The organism is Glaciihabitans sp. UYNi722 (assembly GCF_040549465.1).
GTDB lineage: Bacteria > Actinomycetota > Actinomycetes > Actinomycetales > Microbacteriaceae > Lacisediminihabitans.
Map to the genome: position 1 here is coordinate 1 of NZ_JBEPTL010000012.1, position 20,119 is coordinate 20,119.

At 66.3% G+C, this 20,119-nt stretch carries 20 protein-coding genes; 10 read left to right on the top strand and 10 right to left on the bottom strand.

What is annotated here, in order from left to right; genetic code table 11:
- The first annotated feature begins 171 nt into the window (after positions 1-171).
- Genes ABIB56_RS10220 through ABIB56_RS10245 form a run of 6 tightly spaced genes read left to right on the top strand, consistent with a single transcriptional unit; the run spans position 172 to position 6,298 of the window.
- Positions 172-1,689 carry an ABC transporter ATP-binding protein gene (locus ABIB56_RS10220; protein ID WP_354569099.1) on the top strand — a complete coding sequence of 506 codons (1,518 nt, stop codon included), beginning with the start codon at positions 172-174 and terminating at the stop codon, positions 1,687-1,689.
- Entirely contained in the window at positions 1,686-2,999 is a 1,314-nt protein-coding gene (locus ABIB56_RS10225) for an ABC transporter permease (protein ID WP_354569100.1), read from the top strand. The genes ABIB56_RS10220 and ABIB56_RS10225 overlap by 4 nt, the downstream gene beginning before the upstream one ends.
- On the top strand, positions 2,996-4,285 hold the full coding sequence (locus tag ABIB56_RS10230; RefSeq protein WP_502917592.1) for an ABC transporter permease: 1,290 nt from the start codon (positions 2,996-2,998) through the stop codon (positions 4,283-4,285). The genes ABIB56_RS10225 and ABIB56_RS10230 overlap by 4 nt, the downstream gene beginning before the upstream one ends.
- Positions 4,282-4,722: a cytidine deaminase gene (locus ABIB56_RS10235; protein WP_354569101.1), complete on the top strand. Its 441-nt coding sequence runs from the start codon at positions 4,282-4,284 to the stop codon at positions 4,720-4,722. The genes ABIB56_RS10230 and ABIB56_RS10235 overlap by 4 nt, the downstream gene beginning before the upstream one ends.
- Positions 4,719-6,017 carry a thymidine phosphorylase gene (locus tag ABIB56_RS10240; RefSeq protein WP_354569102.1) on the top strand — a complete coding sequence of 433 codons (1,299 nt, stop codon included), beginning with the start codon at positions 4,719-4,721 and terminating at the stop codon, positions 6,015-6,017. Before ABIB56_RS10235 ends, ABIB56_RS10240 begins: the two co-directional genes overlap by 4 nt.
- A complete protein-coding gene (locus tag ABIB56_RS10245) occupies positions 6,014-6,298 on the top strand; it encodes a hypothetical protein (protein WP_354569103.1) in 285 nt (94 codons plus the stop codon). The genes ABIB56_RS10240 and ABIB56_RS10245 overlap by 4 nt, the downstream gene beginning before the upstream one ends.
- Positions 6,299-6,484: 186 nt before the next feature.
- Here ABIB56_RS10245 and ABIB56_RS10250 read toward each other — a convergent pair whose 3' ends face one another.
- Together ABIB56_RS10250 and uriH are read right to left on the bottom strand one after the other, a co-directional pair.
- Positions 6,485-7,120 (bottom strand): putative endonuclease domain-containing protein, encoded by a 636-nt coding sequence (locus ABIB56_RS10250; protein WP_354569104.1) that lies wholly within the window; start codon positions 7,118-7,120, stop codon positions 6,485-6,487.
- A 504-nt stretch (positions 7,121-7,624) separates the two neighbouring features.
- Entirely contained in the window at positions 7,625-8,572 is a 948-nt protein-coding gene (gene uriH, locus ABIB56_RS10255; protein WP_354569105.1) for a uridine-preferring nucleoside hydrolase UriH, read from the bottom strand.
- Positions 8,573-8,615: 43 nt separating this feature from the next.
- On the opposite strand from uriH, the gene ABIB56_RS10260 reads away from it, so the two are divergent.
- The 3 genes from ABIB56_RS10260 to ABIB56_RS10270 are packed head-to-tail and all read left to right on the top strand — an operon-like array spanning position 8,616 to position 10,458.
- Positions 8,616-9,737 (top strand): adenosine deaminase, encoded by a 1,122-nt coding sequence (locus ABIB56_RS10260; RefSeq protein ID WP_354569106.1) that lies wholly within the window; start codon positions 8,616-8,618, stop codon positions 9,735-9,737.
- A gap of 2 nt (positions 9,738-9,739) precedes the next feature.
- On the top strand, positions 9,740-10,186 hold the full coding sequence (locus tag ABIB56_RS10265) for a PTS sugar transporter subunit IIA (RefSeq protein ID WP_354569107.1): 447 nt from the start codon (positions 9,740-9,742) through the stop codon (positions 10,184-10,186).
- Positions 10,183-10,458, top strand: coding sequence for a PTS sugar transporter subunit IIB (locus ABIB56_RS10270; RefSeq protein WP_354569108.1), 276 nt, complete (start codon positions 10,183-10,185; stop codon positions 10,456-10,458). The genes ABIB56_RS10265 and ABIB56_RS10270 overlap by 4 nt, the downstream gene beginning before the upstream one ends.
- On the opposite strand, the gene ABIB56_RS10275 is transcribed toward ABIB56_RS10270, so the two are convergent.
- A complete protein-coding gene (locus ABIB56_RS10275; RefSeq protein ID WP_354569109.1) occupies positions 10,455-12,194 on the bottom strand; it encodes a phospho-sugar mutase in 1,740 nt (579 codons plus the stop codon). The two genes, ABIB56_RS10270 and ABIB56_RS10275, sit on opposite strands and share 4 nt — an antisense overlap.
- Entirely contained in the window at positions 12,191-13,024 is an 834-nt protein-coding gene (locus ABIB56_RS10280; RefSeq protein WP_354569110.1) for a purine-nucleoside phosphorylase, read from the bottom strand. Before ABIB56_RS10280 ends, ABIB56_RS10275 begins: the two co-directional genes overlap by 4 nt.
- A 172-nt stretch (positions 13,025-13,196) precedes the next feature.
- On the opposite strand from ABIB56_RS10280, the gene ABIB56_RS10285 reads away from it, so the two are divergent.
- Positions 13,197-14,633: an NAD(P)H-quinone dehydrogenase gene (locus tag ABIB56_RS10285; protein ID WP_354569111.1), complete on the top strand. Its 1,437-nt coding sequence runs from the start codon at positions 13,197-13,199 to the stop codon at positions 14,631-14,633.
- Here the strand turns inward: ABIB56_RS10285 and ABIB56_RS10290 are convergent.
- From ABIB56_RS10290 to ABIB56_RS10315, 6 genes are read right to left on the bottom strand one after another with little or no spacing between them, the layout of a single operon-like run.
- Complete coding sequence (locus tag ABIB56_RS10290; protein WP_354569112.1) at positions 14,630-15,436, bottom strand: hypothetical protein; 807 nt, start codon at positions 15,434-15,436, stop codon at positions 14,630-14,632. The genes ABIB56_RS10285 and ABIB56_RS10290 overlap by 4 nt on opposite strands.
- Positions 15,429-16,262: a class II fructose-bisphosphate aldolase gene (locus tag ABIB56_RS10295; protein ID WP_354569113.1), complete on the bottom strand. Its 834-nt coding sequence runs from the start codon at positions 16,260-16,262 to the stop codon at positions 15,429-15,431. Before ABIB56_RS10295 ends, ABIB56_RS10290 begins: the two co-directional genes overlap by 8 nt.
- A 7-nt stretch (positions 16,263-16,269) precedes the next feature.
- On the bottom strand, positions 16,270-17,184 hold the full coding sequence (locus ABIB56_RS10300; protein WP_354569114.1) for a 1-phosphofructokinase family hexose kinase: 915 nt from the start codon (positions 17,182-17,184) through the stop codon (positions 16,270-16,272).
- The gene (gene nagA / locus ABIB56_RS10305; protein ID WP_354569115.1) at positions 17,163-18,290 is read right to left on the bottom strand and encodes an N-acetylglucosamine-6-phosphate deacetylase; all 1,128 of its coding nucleotides are present in this window, start codon (positions 18,288-18,290) and stop codon (positions 17,163-17,165) included. The genes ABIB56_RS10300 and nagA overlap by 22 nt, the downstream gene beginning before the upstream one ends.
- Positions 18,290-19,162, bottom strand: a complete 873-nt coding sequence (locus ABIB56_RS10310; protein WP_354569116.1) for an ROK family protein — start codon at positions 19,160-19,162, stop codon at positions 18,290-18,292. The genes nagA and ABIB56_RS10310 overlap by 1 nt, the downstream gene beginning before the upstream one ends.
- Positions 19,159-20,040 carry an SIS domain-containing protein gene (locus ABIB56_RS10315; protein WP_354569117.1) on the bottom strand — a complete coding sequence of 294 codons (882 nt, stop codon included), beginning with the start codon at positions 20,038-20,040 and terminating at the stop codon, positions 19,159-19,161. Before ABIB56_RS10315 ends, ABIB56_RS10310 begins: the two co-directional genes overlap by 4 nt.
- Positions 20,041-20,119: the final 79 nt, after the last annotated feature.

Consider the following 20,119-nt stretch of genomic DNA (forward strand, 5'->3'; position numbering starts at 1 on the left):
CCCGGCCCCCCCCCCGCGGGCCCCCGGGGGCCCCATCCGTCTCCCGCGCCCCGCCCGCCGGCCCCCCCCCCCCCCCCCCCCGGGGGGGGCCCCCCCCCCCCCCCCCCCCCCCCCGACCGGCTTAACTAGAGAGACGAATCCGGGCAGCGTCGCGCGGATAGATTGGGAAGCATGAAGCTCGAACTTCGTGGCATCACCAAGCGGTTTGGTGCGCTGGTGGCCAATGACCACATCAACCTCGTGGTGCAGCCGGGGGAGATCCACTGCCTGCTCGGCGAGAACGGCGCGGGCAAGTCCACCCTGATGAACGTGCTCTACGGCCTGTATCAGGCCGAGGAGGGCGAGATCCTGCTCGACGACGTCGTGCAGCACTTCGCCGGACCCGGCGATGCGATGGCCGCGGGCATCGGTATGGTGCACCAGCACTTCATGCTTATTCCGGTCTTCACCGTCGCGGAGAACGTCATGCTCGGTCATGAGCAGACGAAGTTCGGCGGGCGTCTCGACCTCGCGGCCGCTCGCTCACAGGTGCGGGCGATCTCCAGCCGGTTCGGATTCGACATCGACCCCGATGCCCTCGTCGACGACCTGCCGGTCGGCGTGCAGCAGCGGGTGGAGATTATCAAAGCCCTCTCGCGTGATGCAAAGGTGCTGGTGTTCGACGAGCCGACAGCTGTGCTCACCCCGCAGGAGACCGACGAGCTGATCGTGATCATGCGCCAGCTCAAAGAGGCAGGCACCTCCATCGTCTTCATCACGCACAAGCTGCGCGAGGTGCGCGAGGTCGCGGACCGTATCACCGTTATCCGTCTCGGGAAGGTCGTCGACGAGGCTTCGCCGACCGCGACGAACACCGAGCTCGCCTCGCTCATGGTCGGTCGCGCGGTGGAACTCACCGTGCAGAAGAAACCAGCCACGCCCGGCGACCCGGCCTTCGTCATCCGGAACCTCTCCGTGATCGACGCACACGGCCAGCTCGTCGTCAACGATGTGAGCTTCGAGGTGCGCGCGGGGGAGATCCTCGCGATCGCCGGGGTGCAGGGCAACGGGCAAACCGAACTCACCGAGGCGATCCTCGGACTGCAGCCACGGGTCACCGGTTCGATCTCCCTCGATGGCGCTGAACTGCGTCGGGCAAGCGTGCGAACAGTGCTGGATGCCGGTGTCGGCTTCGTACCGGAAGACCGCGGAGAAGACGGACTCATCGCCGAGTTCACCATCGCCGAGAACCTGATGCTCGACCGTTCTGACAAGCCGCCATTCGTCAAAGCGGGAAGCCTGCAGCTCGGCGCACTCGCCGAATTCGCCGAAGAGAAGGTGAAGGAGTTCGACATCCGCGCCCAGGGCATCGGCACTCACGCCGGACGACTCTCCGGTGGAAACCAGCAGAAGGTTGTGCTCGCCCGCGAACTCAGCCGTGACCTCCGCCTGTTCGTGGCCGCCCAGCCGACCCGTGGTCTCGACGTCGGATCGATCGAGTTCGTGCACACCAGGATCGTCGCCACGAGGGACGCCGGTACCCCGGTGATCGTAGTCTCCACCGAACTCGACGAGGTCGTGGCGCTCGCCGACCGCATCGCCGTGATGTATCGCGGCGGGATCGTGGGCATCGTGCCGGGCAACACCCCGCGAGAGGCGCTCGGACTCATGATGGCTGGCGAAACGCCGACGACGGAGGTGGCCGCGTGAGCGACCCGCAGATTCCCGCGCAGGGCCAGAAACCCGCAGAGGAGACAGTTCTCGAGCCGGGGCAGACCCCGGCAGAGATCGAACCGCAGGAGTCGCCGTCGCGTTTCAGCAGCGTGCTGAAAGATATCTCCACTGGCAACGCCATGATCTCGGTGCTCGCCGTCGTTCTGGCCCTGGTGGCCGGTGGCATCCTCATCGCCATCACCGACGAGGGGGTGCGCACCGCATCCGGATACTTCTTCTCCCGGCCCGGTGACACCTTCTCCGCCATCTGGCACGCGGTCTCCGGCGCCTACTCCGCACTGTTCCAGGGAGCGATCTACAACTTCCGCCGGCCGGGCTTCGAGAACGGCATCAAGCCATTCCTCGACACCCTCACCTTTGCTACGCCTCTCATCGCGGCCGGCCTCGGCGTCGCCCTGGCCTTCCGGGTCGGCCTGTTCAACATCGGTGGCCAAGGGCAGATGCTCATCGCCGCCGCTGCCGCCGGTTGGGTCGGATTCTCCGTCGAACTGCCGTGGGGCATCCACCTCGTGGTCACTCTGCTCGCCGGTCTCGCGGGCGGCGCGATCTGGGCGGGCATCGTCGGCCTGCTCAAAGCGCGAACCGGGGCGCATGAGGTGATCGTGACGATCATGCTCAACTACGTCGCCTACAACCTCGTCGCCTACATGCTGCGCAGCCCTGGCCTGTTGCAGGCGCCGGGGTCGAACAACCCCAAGTCGCCGCCGACCGACCCGACGGCGATCTTCCCTCGCCTGTTCGGGCTGCAGTACTCGGTCACCGTCGGCTTCGTCTTCGCGATCATCGCCACGATCATCGTCTGGTATCTACTCAACCGGTCGAGCCTCGGCTTCAAGTTCCGTGCGATCGGTGAGAACCCGAGCGCGGCACGAGTCGCCGGCATCAACGTGAAGAACATGTACGTATTCGCGATGCTCATCTCCGGTGCGCTGGTCGGCCTGGCCGGCGCCAACCAGGTGCAGGCCTCGATCACCACGGGCTTCGGATCGGGTATCGACGCCGGGATCGGGTTCGACGCGATCACCGTCGCGCTGCTCGGTCGTTCGCGGCCGTGGGGCGTCTTCGGAGCAGGGCTTCTCTTCGGTGCCTTCAAGGCTGGCGGATTCACTATGCAGGCCCTCGAAGGCGTGCCTGTCGACATCGTTCTCGTCGTGCAGTCGCTCATCGTGCTGTTCATCGCGGCCCCGCCGCTCGTGCGGTCGGTGTTCCGCCTGCCGAAACCCTCGGATCTCCCCCGGGTCAGAAGAGCAAGCGTCACAGGCAAGAGAGCGGTGGTGACGAAGTGAGCGCCGTAACGGGAGAGGCGCGCAACCCGAACACGACGATCGCCCTGGCCACAACGGTGGTGAAGAGTTGGAAGGTCCCGATCGTGCTCGCCGTGTTCGCCGTGCTGTCGATCGTGCTGTTCATCGTGTTCGGCCGGAGTGGCATCAGCAACTTCCGGCTATCAACCGACTCGGACTTCTTCCAAATCCCGCAGCTACCTCTCGACTCACGGGTGACCGGCGTCGTGGTGTCGGTGCTGCTCGTCGCGATCGCTGCTTTCGCCACCTGGCGGGTCTCCGCCGCGCGGAAGGTGCCGATCTGGATCATCGCCGTCTTCGCCGTCCTGTTCCTGGTCGCCTTCCTCGCCTGGTCAGCGACCGGCCATACCGTTCCCATATCGGGACTCCTGGTCGGAGCGGTCAGTCTCAGCGTCCCGCTCATCTTTGGGGCGCTCGGCGGCGTGATCTCCGAACGAGTCGGCGTGGTCAACGTGGCCATCGAAGGGCAGTTGCTCGCGGGTGCGTTCGTGTCGGCGGTCGTGGCATCCGTCACCCACCTGCCGGTGCTCGGGCTGCTCGCAGCGATGGTTGCCGGAATGCTGGTCTCCTTCGTGCTCGCCGCGTTCTCGATCAAGTACCTCGTCGATCAGGTGATCGTGGGTGTCGTGCTCAACGTGCTGGTCACCGGGCTCACCAGCTTCTTCTACGGCACGGTGCTGAGTGCCAACACGGATGCGCTGAACTCGCCCGACCGCTTTCCGAAGATCAACATCCCGCTCCTCAGCGAGATACCGATCATCGGGCCGGTGCTGTTCCGCCAGACGATCATCATCTATCTGATGTACGTGGCCGTCTTCGTGGTCTGGTACTGCCTGTTCCACACGCGCTGGGGCCTTCGTCTCCGTTCGTCGGGTGAGCATCCACAGGCGGCGGACACCGTCGGCATCAACGTCAACCGAACCAGGTTCTGGAACGTGTCGCTCGCCGGTGCAATCGCGGGTCTTGGCGGTGCCTACTTCACCCTCGGATCGGTCGGCGGGTTCACGAAAGAGATGACGGCGGGCGCGGGCTTCATCGCTCTCGCGGCGGTGATCTTCGGTCGCTGGGATCCGATCAGGGCCACCCTTGCCGCCCTGCTCTTCGGCTTCGCCACCAACCTGCAGAATGTGCTGGGAATCATCGGTTCGCCGGTGCCGAGCGAGTTCATGCTGATGCTGCCCTACGTGGTCACGATCTTCGCCGTGGCCGGGCTCGTCGGGCAGGTGCGCGGGCCCGCCGCGGCAGGCAAACCCTACGTGAAGTCATGACCATTCGACAGACTCAGGGCGAGGCCGACAACATCGACTGGGAGGCTCTGCGTGCCGTTGCGAACGAGGCACGTACCCACGCCTACGTTCCCTATTCGAAGTTCCCCGTCGGAGTCGCCGCGATCGTCGACGACGGGCGGGTGATCTCCGGCGCCAACGTCGAGAACGCCTCCTACGGGCTCACACTGTGCGCCGAGTGCGCACTCGTCTCGAGCCTGCACATGACCGGCGGCGGCCGATTGGTCGCGTTCACCTGCGTGGACGGTCACGGCAACATCCTGATGCCATGCGGCCGCTGCCGCCAGCTGCTGTACGAACATTCCGCACCCGACATGCTTCTCGAAACCGTCTCAGGAGTGAAGACGATCGACGAAGTGATTCCGGATGCTTTCGGCCCGCGTCAGCTCGCCGAGTACGAGAACTCGGAGAACCAGTGACCATCGAAGCCTTCGACGTCGTGGACCTGATCCACACCAAGCGCGACAGGGGCGCCCTCTCCACCGAGCAGATCGACTGGCTCATCGACGCCTACACCCGCGGCTATGTCGCCGATGAGCAGATGGCCGCCATGACGATGGCGATCTTCCTCAATGGTATGGAGCGACAGGAGATCCGCGACCTCACCCTGGCGATGATCGCGAGCGGCGAGACGATGAACTTCTCCGGCCTCTCGAAGAAGACCACCGATAAGCATTCCACCGGCGGGGTCGGCGACAAGATCACCCTGCCGCTCGCGCCACTCGTCGCCTCGTTCGGCGTCGCCGTTCCGCAGCTTTCCGGGCGTGGCCTCGGCCACACCGGCGGCACGCTCGACAAGCTCGAGAGCATTCCCGGCTGGCGCGCCTCGATCTCCAACGACGAGTTCATGGCGCAGCTGGAGAAGGTCGGTGCGGTCATCTGCGCTGCTGGCTCCGGCCTCGCCCCGGCTGACGGCAAACTCTATTCGCTGCGCGATATCACCGGAACCGTCGAGGCGATCCCGCTCATCGCCTCCTCGATTATGAGCAAGAAGATCGCGGAGGGAACGTCCGCGCTCGTGCTCGACGTGAAGTTCGGCTCCGGTGCCTTCCTGAAAGACATCGAGCAGTCACGGGAGCTCGCCCGCACGATGGTCGCCCTCGGTGAAGACGCGGGGGTCGCGACATCCGCTCTGCTCACCAACATGAATGTTCCGCTCGGCCTCGCCATCGGCAATGCCAACGAGGTGCGCGAATCGGTGGAGGTGCTCGCCGGCGGCGGTCCGTCCGACGTGCGCGCACTGACCGTCGCTCTGGCACGCGAGATGCTGTCACTCGCCGGAGTCGCCGACGCGGATGTCGAGGCCGCCCTCGACGACGGCCGGGCGATGGACTCCTGGCGTGCGATGATCTCGGCGCAGGGCGGGGACCCGGATGCCGCGCTGCCCGTCGCGCGCGAAACCCACGTGGTGACTGCCGCCCGTTCGGGCATTCTCGTGCAGCAGCGGGCGCTGCCTTTCGGCATCGCGGCCTGGCGACTGGGTGCCGGACGCGCCCGCAAACAGGACCCAGTGCAGCACGCCGCCGGCATTGACCTGCACGCTAAGCCTGGCGACCAGATCGTGGAGGGCCAGCCGCTCTTCACTCTCAACGCGGACGAGCCTGAGCGTTTTGCCCGTGCGCTCGAAGCACTCGAGGGCGCTTACCGGATCGGCGATGTCGGTGACGAGATTCTCAGCGGCGGCCCGCTGATCGTTGAGAGGATTGGATCATGACGAGTGTCACTAACTGGATGTTCCGCAACCGCGAAACGGGCAGGTACACGATCGGCCAGCCGGCAAACCTGTCGCAGAAGCTGTTCCTGTGCACCACTCTGGTCGGCATCTTCCTGCCGCGCGGCCCGGTGCGCATGGCAGCCGGGGTTGCCGCGGTCGGAACGCTCGCCTGGTGGGCCGTGGACGAGGTCGCGCGCGGGGTCAACCCGTTCCGTCGCGTCCTGGGCGTGATCACCCTCGGCGGCATCGCGTATCTTGCGCGGCGTCGCTCGCGAAACTAGCCGCAGCGACACTCTCGAGTCCAGCCCGTGTCGGGCATCCAATATCAAGTGACACGAACGCACCTTCCGCCCGCCCGCGAGGGTACAAACGTGCCCCTTGGACTCTCTCGTGCCGGGTATCCGATACCGGGGGACAAGAACGCACCCCCGCGCACGGCTCTGAGGTGCGAACGTGTCCCCTGGAAGTCAGCCACTCCAGCCCCGCGCCCTGAGCAGCCGCTTCAGCCGATCGATCAGCTCCGTCGAATCCCAGATATCGTCCGCGCTGATCCGCGTTGAGTGCCAGCCAGCATCTTCGAGCCGGGGCACTCGCTTGAGGTCTTTGCGCCATTGGCGTTTGTCGGAACGATGATGATCTCCCTCGTAGTCGAGCACCATCTTGTAGCGTATGAAGGCAAGATCGGGCATTGCGAGAAAAACGCCGGACGAACTATAGATCTCCTGATTCACCGCGAGGTCGGGCAGACCTGCGCGTCCGAAGCGAAAGCGGATCTTCGACTCCGGTGGGGAATCCGAGCGGTCGGACAGCTCGGGCAAAGCGTCTTCGAGTTCGGCACGACCGAGTCGACCCGCATATCGCCCGACCGCGGCCCGCAGATCCTCCGGCGAGGCTTTCGGCTGGCGCCACCAGAGCAGATAGTCACCGGCGCAGATGAGTTCCTCGAGGGAGAGCAATCCTGCCAGTTCGCAGAACAGGCGCGGTGGAGAGGACACCGCGAAGCCGGTGAACATTGCGATGTCGATCTCTTCGACCTGCTGTTTGTGCCCACGGATGCCAGCCGCGCGCACCGCGCGGGCGGGCGGGCGGTGGAACGCTGACATCGAGCCGGTCGTCGGCGCGAAAGCGTGCGGGTAACGGAACCTGATAGAGCCGCGCGGCGGTGAGGTGCGAAAAGAATTGATTGGGCGCCATCCGCACCGAGTAAGCCCCGCACAAGGCTGCAACCTTTTCTTCGACTACCGCGTCGGCTGCGTGACCCTGGCTCCCGACATCCGCTCTCGCAGATGACGGTCTCCGTGGAACACGCACGCCCCAAAACGGATGCTCGAGATCGCGGCCGCGGAGTCGTCCGCGGCCGACGCCCGCTTCGTTGGCTGCCCCCACCAAGAAGGGTTCGTTGTCGAATGGGGCTGGCAGAGGTATCCGGGCCGACATGGTGTCGAGGATGACGCATCCGAGCCCGACCTATCGCGGAAGGTGTTTTCGAGGTGTAGAGATGGACACTCGCGGGAAGGTGAACGAGAGGTCGGGGGACACAAAAGCATGGTCTGATGATCCGCGAGCAACAGATCTTGTCCCCTGGGGGAGACAGAGGAAGGCAGCCGCTACAGCGCGGGCTCGCCGATCCGTACCAGGGCGTCGATGATGAGCGCCCAGAACCGGGCGTGGTCGAGGTCGGTCGCGGCGTGGGTCGTGCAGCCCTCCGGAGCGGGGGAACGGAAGTCGGCCACGGTCATGCCGAGAGTGAGCGATCCGGTGAGTTCGACATCCAGCGGCACCTTCACCACCGTCATCACTGTCGGGTCGATGACGAGCGCGACAGCGCACGGATCGTGCACCGGCGGCGAGTCGAAACCCTGCATGTCTTTATAGCTCTGGCCGAAGAAGTCGAGCAGTTCCACCACGAAGCGCGCGGGGCCGGTGCCGACTGCCGCGATGGCGGCCACGACATCCGGTGTGGCGAGGGCCTGGTGCGTGAGGTCGAGGCCGACCATCGTCAGCTTCCATCTCTCGTTGAAGACGATGTGGGCGGCCTCGGGATCGATCACGATGTTGAACTCGGCGGCCGCGCTCCAGTTGCCCACGTGGTATCCGCCGCCCATCAGCACCACCTCCTTCACCCTGTCGACGATGCGCGGTTCTTTGCGCACGGCGATCGCGATGTTGGTGAGGGCACCGGTCGGTACGAGGGTGATGGTGCCGGGAGGCGAATCCATGATCGTGTCGATGATCAGGTCGACGGCGTGGCGAGCATCGGGTACGAGCGTCGGTTCCGGCAATACGGGCCCATCCAGCCCCGACTCGCCGTGGATGGATGCCGCAACCTCTCTCGCACGCACCAGCGGCCGGTGCGCTCCCGCCGCGAACGGCACCCCCGTGATCCCGGCGATGCGCGCCACAGCCAGCGCATTGCGCGTGACCTTCTCGATGGTCTGGTTGCCGTGCACCGTGGTGACGGCGACCAGCTCGATCGAGGGATTGCCGTGGGCCAGTATCAGCGCGATCGCATCGTCATGGCCCGGGTCGCAGTCGAGGATGATCTTATTCACCATATTCCTCAGGCTAGTGGTCGGTTCCAGCCGATAGATTTGGGTTATGAACACAGTTCCCCACGACTTTCTCCTGCCCGGCGGCGGAGCCAACATCAGCACGCTGCCCAAGGTCTCGCTGCACGATCATCTCGACGGCGGCCTTCGCCCCCAGACGATCATCGATCTTGCCGAGTCTGTCGGCCTCGAGCTTCCGGAGAGGGATGCGGATACCCTCGGCGGCTGGTTCGTGGAGAAATCCGATTCCGGCTCCCTCGTGGAGTACCTCACGACCTTCGACCTCACCACCGGGGTAATGCAGACCCGCGAAGGACTGATCCGCGTCGCCCGTGAATTCGTACAGGACCTTGGAACCGACGGCGTGATCTACGGCGAAATCCGCTGGGCTCCCGAGCAGCACCTGACCCGTGGTCTCAGCCTCGACGAGGTCGTCGAAGCCGTGCAGGAGGGCATCGACGAGGGTGTGCAGGAGGTCGCCCACGCTGGCGGTCGCATCCGGATCGGGCAACTCGTCAGCGCCATGCGGCACGCCGACCGGGGGCTCGAGATCGCCGAACTCGCCGTGCGCCACCGCAATAACGGGGTGGTGGGCTTCGACATCGCAGGCGCAGAGGCCGGTTTCCCGGCCGGTAATCTCCGCGACGCCTTCGACTACCTCGCGCAGCACTTCTTCCCCGCGACGGTTCACGCCGGTGAGGCTGATGGGCTGGACAGCATCCGCGGTGCCCTCTTCGACGGTCGCGCCCTGCGTCTCGGTCATGGCGTGCGCATCGCAGAGGACATCACCGTCGACCGTGAGGACGACGAGAACACCTATGTCGAGCTCGGGCGCCTGTCGCAGTGGGTCAAAGACCGCGAGATCGCCCTCGAGCTGAGCCCCTCCTCCAACCTGCAGACCGGTGCGATCACCGAGTGGGGAGACGAGCTGATCGACCACCCATTCGACCTGCTCTACCAACTCGGATTCCGCGTGACGGTGAACACCGACAACCGCCTGATGAGCGACACGTCGCTGAGCCGGGAGCTCGCGCTGCTCAGCGAGACCTTCGACTACGACCTGAGTGACCTCGAAGTGTTCCAGCTGAACGCCGCCGCCGCCGCCTTCCTACCCGTCGAAGATCGCGAGGAACTCGCCGACCAGATCATCGACGGGTTCGGACGCGCCTGACCATGTCCCTCCCACCGCTCGCCGAGACGGCGATCATCATCGGCGCGGATGCCGACGACTGGCGCGCCGCCGTGCGACAGGCCGGTCGCGCGCTCGTCGACTCCGGAGCCGCTCTGCCCGGCTATTCCGACGAGATGATCAGGATGATCGAGGAGCATGGCCCCTACGTCGTCATCGCGCCAGGTCTGGTGCTCGCCCACGCGCGGCCCGGCCCGGAGGTGCTGGCCGACGGTCTCGCGGTCGTGACGCTGGCGACGCCGGTGGCCTTCGGGCATCCGCACAACGATCCTGTGCGGGTGGTGCTGGGCCTCGCGACCAAGTCGCCAGACGAACACATCGAGACCATCGCCGATCTCGCGAACGTCTTCAACGACTCGAGCGCGATCGCCGACCTCGCTGCAGCCACGACGGTGGCCGAGGTGCAGCGCATCATGGGAGGAACAATATGAAGATCGTGGCGATCTGCGGGGCCGGCATCGGTAGTTCCGGCATCCTGAAGGTGAACACCGAGCGGGTGCTCACACGACTCGGACTGGAGGCGGATGTCACGGCCGCCCACCTTGGAACCCTCACGAGCGACGCAGCCGACGCCCAGATCATCCTGACCTCCGCAGAATTCGTGGACGCCATCGGCAAGACCTTCGCCGACGTGATCGTCATCGAGAACTACTTCGACACCGCCGAGCTGTCGACGAAACTCGAAGCGGCCCTGGGTAGTTAGGCGTCGGCGAGAAGTTTCCGCACACCAGCACCCAGCGCGTCGACCGCGGCCTGAGCTTTGTCCTGCCTCTCGAGGGCAGACCCGTCGGTGCTGGACGCGTCGAGGTAGACCTTCACCTTCGGCTCCGTGCCGCTCGGCCGCACGATCACGCGAGAGCCGTCGTCCAGCCAGATGCGCAGGATGTTGCTCGGCGGGAACTGTTCGAAGCCGTCGGCGAAATCGTCGATCAGTCGAACAGGTACGTCGCCGATCATCTCCGGTGGCGTGGCGCGGAGTCGGTCCATGATCCGGGGGATGTCAGCGAGATCGCTCACCCGCACCGAGATCTGGTCTGACGCGAAGGCTCCGAATGTCTCGGCGAAGGCCAGCCGGTGCTCTTCCAGTGTCTTTCCCTCGGCTTTGAGGTCCGCCACCATGGCGATGAACTCCACGGCGGCTGAGATGCCGTCTTTGTCCCGGATCTTGTCCGGATCGACCAGATAGCCGAGGGCCTCCTCATATCCGTAGAACAACCCGGGAACCCGCGATACCCACTTGAATCCAGTGAGGGTGTCGGCGTAGTCGAGCCGATAGTGGCTCGCCACGGCGGCCAGGGCGGGGGAGCTGACGATCGAGGCGGCGAGGACGCCGTGAGGTGCAGCCGCGCTGACCTGTCCGGCCACACTGAACTCCCGGGCCACACTGAGCTCTCGGGCCACACTGAGCCGTTCGGCCATGCGCCAGCCGAGCAGGGCGCCGACCTCGTTGCCGCTCAGCCGCTGCCATCCGCCGTCCGGATCCGGGATGCCGACGGCCAGCCGGTCCGCGTCGGGATCGTTGGCGATGACGAGCTCCGCATCGACCTCGGTCGCCGTGGCGAAGGAGAGGTCCATGGCGCCCGGCTCCTCAGGGTTCGGGAAGTTCACCGTGGGAAAGTCGGCATCCGGCTGGATCTGTTTCGCGACGATCACCGGCTCGCCGAAGCCGGCGTCGATGAAGACCCGGCGCGCGGTCTCCCAGCCCACACCGTGCATCGCCGTATAGACGTACGTGACGGGAGCGGATGATGGTCCGGCCAGCGCTGCCGTGAGACGCACGTATTCGTCGAGCACGTCCTCGCCGGCGGTTTCGTAGTCCGTGGACCGCGGAAGCTCGAGCACGTTCTGCTCCGCCGCGACCCGCAGGATCTGCGCGGCGATCTCGCCGTCGGCTGGCGGCACGATCTGCGAGCCGTCGTCGTCCCCACCGAGGTAGACCTTGTAGCCGTTGTCTTGCGGGGGGTTGTGGCTCGCCGTCACCATGACGCCGGCGCTGACGCCGAGGTGTCGCACGGCGAAGGCGAGCACGGGCGTGGGGAGCAACCGCGGCAGGATGATCGCGCGCACTCCGGCGCCGACCATGAGTTCGGCCGTGTCGGTCGCGAAGACCTGCGAGTTCTTACGACCGTCGTAACCGATCACCACGCTCGGGTTGTCCCCCTTGCCGAGGAGGAACGCGGCGAGTCCGGCCGCAGCCTGCGCGACCAGCACGCGGTTCATGCGGTTGGATCCGGCCTCGATGCGGCCTCGAAGGCCCGCAGTGCCGAACTCGAGGCGGGTGTCGAAGCGGTCGTGCAGCTGCGCTTCGGCCGCCGAATCTCCGGCCGTGGCATCCGCGATCAGCCGGTCGAGCTCTGCGCGGGTCTCGGCGTCCGGATCCTGGTCGCGCCAGGCGGCTGCGATCTCAACGATCGCTCGCTGAGCCAGTCGAGGTGTCACAGCTCGGCCACGATCCGGGCGAGCAGAGCGCTGATCACGGACTCGGCATCACGCCCGGCCTCGATGACCTCCTGGTGGCTGAGTGGGGTCTTCTGGATGCCGGCAGCCAGGTTCGTGATCAACGACAGACCGAGAATCTCCATGCCGGCCTGCCGTGCGGCTATCGCTTCGAGAGCCGTGGACATCCCGACGATGTGGCCGCCGATGGTCTTAGCCATCTGTACCTCGGCCGGTGTCTCATAGTGCGGTCCGCGGAACTGCACGTAGACGCCCTCGTCCAGGCTGGACTCGACGGTCCTGGCGAGATCGCGCAGCCGCTTCGAATACAGGTCGGTGAGGTCGATGAAGGTGGCGCCCTCGAGCGGCGAGTCGGCCGTGAGGTTGATGTGGTCGCTGATGAGAACCGGTGTGCCGGGCTTCCACGATTCGCGGATGCCGCCTGCGCCATTGGTGAGGATCATCACCGTCGCGCCGGTGGCGGCCGCGGTTCGCACGCTGTGGACGACCCGGCGCACGCCATGGCCCTCGTAGTAGTGGGTGCGCGCGCCGATCACCAGTGCGCGCTTGCCGCCGGGCAGCAGCACCGACCGCAGGGTGCCGACGTGCCCTTCGAGGGCTGGCTTGCTGAAACCGCTGATCTCATGGGCCGGAATGGTGGCTGTCGTCTCGCCGATCAGATCGGCGGCTTTGCCCCAGCCGCTGCCGAGGGTGAGGGCGATGTCGTGGTGTTCCACGCCCGTCTTCTCGGCGATCTCGGCCGCAGCCCTGGCGGCGATCTCGAAAGGGTCCGCCGTTGGATCTTCGAGGGGATTCGGGTGCGTTGTGGGCATCCGTCCACTCTATTGCCGCACCCCATCGAAAACTCAGGACTTCGGCGCGTGGAAGGTGCGCAATGGCAGCGTGGATGCATCGATCGATACCGATCTCCTGAATTTTCGACAGCCCCGGAGTGGGGTGGGGTGCGGTTTGGCCGCCACGCACTCGGCACGAGACAATGGACGCATGTCCTATGAATTCGAGCGTAAGCAACGCGTCGTCGTCGTAGGCGGTGGCCCTGGCGGGTACGAGGCCGCGATCACTGGAGCCCAGATGGGCGCCGACGTCACCGTGATCGAGCGCGTCGGCGTCGGTGGATCCGCCGTGTTGACTGATGTCGTGCCGTCCAAGACCCTCATCGCGACGGCGGAGGCGGCCAACGCCATCGGCGAAGCGACCGACCTCGGTGTGCAGTTCTTCACTCGCGGCGACTCCGGCCGCCCCATCCGTCCAGAGGTCACCGTCAACCTCGCTGCGGTCAACCAGCGCCTGCAACGGCTCGCTCGCCAGCAGTCGGAAGACATGAAGTCGCAGCTCATCAAGGCCGGTGTCAGGGTGGTGCAGGGCGACGGGCGTCTCGATGGCCCGAGCCGCGTGATCGTGTCGACAGGCACAGGCAAGACCAGCACCGATTTCGACGAGATCGACGCGGACACCATCGTCGTCTCGGTCGGCGCCAGCCCGCGCATTCTTCCCTCGGCGAAGCCGGACGGCGAGCGTATCCTCACCTGGACGCAGCTCTACAGCCTTCAGGAGACTCCTGAACACCTCATCGTCGTCGGCTCCGGTGTCACCGGTGCCGAGTTCGCCTCCGCCTACACCGCCCTCGGCTCGAAGGTCACGCTGATCTCTTCGCGCGACCAGGTGCTGCCCGGCGAAGACGCGGATGCGGCGAGGGTTATCGAGGATGTCTTCAGGCGAAACGGAATGACGGTGCTCTCGAAGTCCCGCGCCGAGTCGGTCACACGCACGAAGGACGGCGTGGTCGCGACCCTCGCTGACGGACGAACCGTCGAGGGCAGCCACTGTCTCATGGCCGTCGGTTCGATCCCGAACACCCGGGGCATCGGTCTCACGGAGGCCGGCGTTCAGCTCACCGATTCCGGCCATATCCGGGTGAACCGGGTCGCACGCACCTCGATGCCCTCCATTTATGCGGCCGGCGACTGCTCGGACTTCCTGCCGCTGGCATCCGTCGCCTCGATGCAGGGTCGCACGGCGATCTTTCATGCGATGGGGGATGCCGTGAACCCCACCGAGTTGCGGAACGTCACGTCGAACATCTTCACGCAGCCGGAGATCGCGACAGTCGGCTGGACTCAGAAGCAGATCGAAGACGGCATAGCCCAGGGCGAGATCTACAAGCTTCCGCTGGCATCCAACCCTCGCGCGAAGATGATGGGCATCAAAGATGGCTTCGTGAAGCTGTTCGCCCGCACCGGATCAGGCACCGTGATCGGTGGTGTGATCGTCGCGCCGCGGGCATCCGAGCTGATCCTCCCCATCGCGATCGCTGTCGAGCATCGCCTCACCGTCGACCAGGTCGCCCGCGCCTTCGCGGTCTACCCGTCGCTCTCGGACAGCATCACGGATGCCGCCCGTGCCATGCACATCGTCAACTAGAGCCGAAGATACCCTGACGGTTCTCGCCAGTGCCGTCCGGCGGCGAGGTGGCCGAGCGCTGCGGTCTCGAGGCGCGTCTTCGGCGTGACTGCTGCGAGCTCGGAGAGCGGCCGCCGGAAGATGAACTTAGCGACATCCTGATCGCCGGCATCCGTGTCGTGGCCCCCGTCGAAAATCGTGAAGCGTCGCTGGAAGTCGAGGATGTTCGAGTCGGCAGGCAGATACTCCGTCAGCTGGGCGTCGAGCAGCCACGACGAGCAGACGATGGTGCGGGTGGTCGTGTCGCCGAAGACGGCGTCGAAGAACGATGCCGCGCTCCCGATCGAGTCGTCGCAGGCGGCAGGCGTGAGCGGGCCGAGCTCAGGCACGTGTAGCGCCCATGCCGACTCATCAGTCGGAGGACAGAACGCCCCGACCTCGAACTGCAGTCGGCCCAGGGTGAAGACGCGGGCCTGCACTATCGACGCGAACCAGTCGATCCCGGTCAGCTCGAGACCGTAGAGGCGCAGTTTCGTGCCGATGTCGGCGATGGTCGCCTCGGTCACCTCGGTTGGCACACGATGCCCAGCATTCCAGCATTCCGTGTGCGGCACCGTCGCGAGAATGGCGAGGAGAGCGGCGTTCGGTGACATTCCTCGGGGCCACGGCGCGGCATCCGCGGCCCCGATATGGGCAGTGAGCACCTCGACCTGCGAAGGTACGGAGCTCAGATCGCATTCCGCCCAGAGGGCCTGCGACTCGGTGTGGGAGAGACCCATCCGTGCGATGACATCGGTGATGGTCTCGCGGGCGAGTTCAGGCATGCCCGAGCAACTCGAGAATCCGCGAGGTCTCGGCGGCGATCGCGTCACGTCCGCTGCGCACGTAGACGCGCGGGTCGACCAGGTCGGGATCGGCATCGAGCACCTCACGCAACGCGCGGGTGAACAGCGCGTTCAGATGCGTCGAGATGTTGATCTTGGTCATACCGCTGGCGACGGCGGCTCGCAGCTCGTCGTCGGGCAGCCCCGACGACCCGTGCAGCACGAGCGGCACCGGCACTGCGGCCCGCAGTGCGGTGATGAGTTCGCGGTCCACAGCGGCGACCCTGCTCGTCATGGCATGCGAGGTTCCCACGGCGACGGCGAGCGAATCGACCCCGGTCTCGGCGACGAAGGTCGCTGCCTGGTGCGGGTCGGTTCGTGCACCGGGCGCGTGCACGCCGTCCTTGCCGCCGACCTCACCCAGCTCAGCCTCCACGGCGACGCCGGCGGCGTGGCAGAGCTCCACGATGCTGCGGGTGGCAGCCACGTTCTCGGCATAGGGCAGTTGGGAGGCGTCGAACATGACACTCTGCACGCCGAGCTCCACGCCTTCGCGAATGAGATCGGCGTCTTCGATGTGGTCGAGGTGCACGATGACGTCGACGGATGCCCGCTCTGCGATGGCGAGCGATGCCCTGGTGATCGGCTCCAACCCCCCGTGATAGGCGATGCAGTTCTCGCTGATCTGCAGGACGACCGGAGTTCCCGCGTTTTCTGCCCCTGCGACGATCGCCTCGGCGTGCTCGAGCAGTACGACGTTGAAAGCGCCGACGCCGGTGGCGGCGGATTGCGCCGACTCGAGGATGGACATAAGGCTCCGGGTCATGACTGGCTCATTTCGTGGTGTCTGGTCGGCTGAGAAAGAGGTGGAATGCGTCGAGATCGACGTCGCCGGCGACGGGGCGCAGGACTGCCGCTGCTCCCAGCGCGGCGGACCAGCGCAGGGCCTCGTCGATCGGGAGGCCCTCCAGCAGCGCGGCGGCCAGACCCGCCGTGGCAGCGTCGCCGGCTCCGGTCGGGTTGCCGTCGACACCGCCCACGGCGGCGACCGAGTAGTCGCGCTCATGATCGCGGGCGATAATGCCGTCGGCCCCGCGGGAGGCGACGACGAGTCCAGCGCCGAGTTCCATGGCCGCGGAGAGGGCAGTTTCGGGGCTAGTGGTTCGGGTGGCTTCCAGAAGTTCCTGCAGGTTCGGCTTCAGGATGTCCGCGCCGGCGCGCGCGGCAACGACCAGCGCGTCGCCGGACGAGTCGACGAGTACCGGAACGCCGGCTGCCCGAGCGGCAGCGACCATCCGTCCAACCTCCGCCGGATCGGCCGCGGCCGGGAGCGAACCGGAGACGATGAGCATGTCGGCATCCGCGATCAGTCGCTCGATATTTGCGTGCAGCGCGGACCACTCAGCTGTCGAAAGCGTTGGACCAGGCTCGACGAGGAGCGTCGGATGCGCGTGCTGGTCGGTGACCGCGACGGTCGTGCGGGTGAGACCAGCGATGGTCGTCGTGCTCGCTTCCAGCCCCTCATCGCGCAGCGCTTCGGCGATCCAGTATCCCGTCGCGCCGCCGAGTGGGAGCACGCAGATCGGGTCACGGCCGAGGGCCGCGAGCCCACGCGCCACATTGACGCCCTTGCCGCCCGCTCGCCGGGTCACTTCGAGCACGCGGTTGGTCTCACCGAGCACCTGGCGGTCGACGCGATAGGTGACATCCACGGCCGGGTTGGGGGTCACGACGATGATTCGAGCCATTCGCCCCTCCTCATCACTCGCGCGACTGCATCGCCGTCGAGCACGACCAGGTCGGCCGCAGATCCACTGGCAAGGCCGGTGTCGGTGAGACGCACAGCTCGTGCCGGGGTGCCGGTGGCTGCGCGCACCGCGGCGGTCATCGGGGAATCGAGCGTGTCGACGAGCATCCGGAATCCGTCGGCGACGGTGATGGTACTGCCGGCCAGGGAGGAACCGTCGGTGAGGCGCGCGACGCCGCCGACGACCCGCACCGACGAGCCGGCGATGCCATACTCGCCGTCGCCGCACCCGGTCGCGGCCATGGCGTCCGAGATGAGAGCGAGTCTGCCCAGTGCCATTCGGCGAACCAGTTCTATAATGTCTGACCTCAGGTGGTGGCCATCGAGGATCAGCTCCACAGTGACGCCGTCGTCCAGTAGGGCGACACCGGCGAGACCGGCCTCTCGATGGTGAAGGGGCCGCATTCCGTTGAAGAGGTGCGTCACAACGGAGGCGCCCCAGCCGATCGCGACGCGGGCCGTTGCCGCATCGGCGTCGCTGTGGCCAAGCGCTACGGTGATGCCCTGCTCCACGAGCCAGCGGATGACCTCCTCGGCCCCCTCGAGTTCCGGGGCGATAGTGACCATGCGGATGGCTCCGCCGCCGGTCGACACGAGACGGCGGATCTCGTCGAGGCTCGGCAGGCGCAGCAACTCCGGGTCGTGCGCGCCACGTCGCGCCGGTGAGAGGTATGGGCCCTCCAGATGGATGCCGGCCAGAGAGCCGTCCTCGACGAGCGGCCGCAACCTGCGGACGGCCTCGTCGAGCGAATCGAGAGGAGCCGTGGCGACGGAGGCGAGCATGCGCGTCGTGCCTCGGCTCGCGTGATAACCGAGGATGGCGCGTGCTCCGTCCTGGTCGGCGGACCCGAAGTCCACTCCCACGGCACCGTGGCTGTGGATGTCCACGAAGCCCGGAACGACGATTCCATCGAGATGCTCGGATACCGCGACCGGGGGATCGCCGCCCCCGAGCTCCGTGACGACACCGTCGTCGATCGCTATCCAGCCGGGACTCCAGTCACCGGCCTCGGTGACCAGGCGGTCGGCGGCGAGGACGGGAGACATCAGCTCACCCGTTCCCGGAGGTGGCGGGCGATGTGGGTAGCGCCGATGACGGCAGCACGATCTCCGAGAAGTGCGGGGCGGATGTCGGGAACTTGGCGGCCGTGCATCCGCACTTCGACGGCGGCGATGAGCGGATCGAAGAGCAGGGCGCCCGATTCCGCGAGCCCGCCACCGATGACGATGGTTCGTGGGTCGGCTTCGAGAGTCGCGATGACGAGCGCGTCGGCGATGGTCTCGACCGCATCCATCCAGATTGCCCGCGCGGCCGAATCACCGGCCAGCACGAGTTCGGCCACGGCGTGAGCGTTCGGTTGCCCGGCCCGCCTCGCAATGCCGCCGGCCGAGGCGACGTCTTCCAGCCGCTGGCCGGCCAGATTTCCGTGGTCGATCACCACCTGGCCCAGCTCTCCTGGCCACTCGAGTCGGGAGGCCGGGACTCCATCGACCACGAGGGCGCTCGCAATGCCGGTGCCGATCGGTACGAAGAGCATGGCGCCGTTCGTATCTACGGAGATCGACTCAGCAAGGGCGCCGACGCGTACGTCGTGTCCGAAGGCGAGTGGTACGTCGATCGACTGCTGCACCATCGAGCGAAACCGGAGTTGCAGCCAGCCGAGGTTGACGGCGTTGATCACGATTCCGGTGTCGTCGTCGACCTCCCCGGGAACGACCAGCCCGACGGCGGCCACCGCAGACCTCTCCTGCGCGGTCTGCAGTAGGCCGATCACGAGTGCGGCTGTCGCGATTCCGGATGAGTCGTCATGCGGGGTCGACTCTCGCCATTCGCCGAGTTCCGCGCCCTCACCATCGACGAGTAGCGCCTTGACGCTGGTGCCGCCGATGTCGATTCCGAGAACGGTCGGCGAGGTCACGGGGAGAGGATCACCGAGCGGGTGAGCGAACGCGGCTTGTCGGGGTCGAGACCACGCTTGCCGGCCAGCGCAACGGCGAAGCGTTGGGCGACCACGAGGCCGGCCTGAGGATCGAGCGGATGCTGCACGAATGTCGCGCCTGTCTGGCCGACCTCGTCGCGCAGGCCTTCTGGCGCCTCGCCGAGTGACCAGACGAGACGGCCCGGCTGCGCGATGGCGATCGGACCGTGGCGGTAGTCCATCGCGGGGTAGGACTCTGCCCAGAACTGTGCGGCCTCGCGTGTCTTGAGGGCGGCTTCGAAAGTGAGCCCGATGGCGGCGCCGAGTCCGACGAAGGTGACCTGGTCGGAATCCAGCAGGTCGTCGATCGGAATCTCCATGGCGTGCTCGGCTTCGATGGCGAGGGCTTCGATGTCGTGGCCGAGATTCGCGCGAAGCACGGAGAGTGCGGTCGTGGCGAAGCGGGTCTGCACGACGGAACGCTCATCGGCGAAGGGCAGTGCGACGGTATGTCCGACGACGGCGGCGGCGGGGGGGTCCTCGACGGCGGTGATGAGTACCGTCTTCGCGGGATCGAGCTGTGTGAGCAGTGTGACGATTTCGGTGGTGGTTCCCGAGCGCGAGATCGCGACGACGCGGTCGTACGGACGGTCGGCCGGGAATTCGGAGCCGGCGAAGGCATCCGTCTCACCGAAGCCGGCCTGCTCGCGCAATACGGCGTAGGTCATGGCCATGAACCAGCTGGTGCCACAGCCGACGACTGCGACACGCTCGCCCCTCTGGGGCAGCACATCGGCGAATGTGGGCGCGATCGAGGCGGCGGTGCGCCAGGTCGATGGCTGCGACGCCAGTTCGGCTGCAACAAAGGTGTCGGTCATGGTTCCCTTTCGATCTTCGCCATTCTCTAGCGAATGCTCTCAGGAGTATAGCGATCAGTTCTGATCGAAGCTAGCTAAA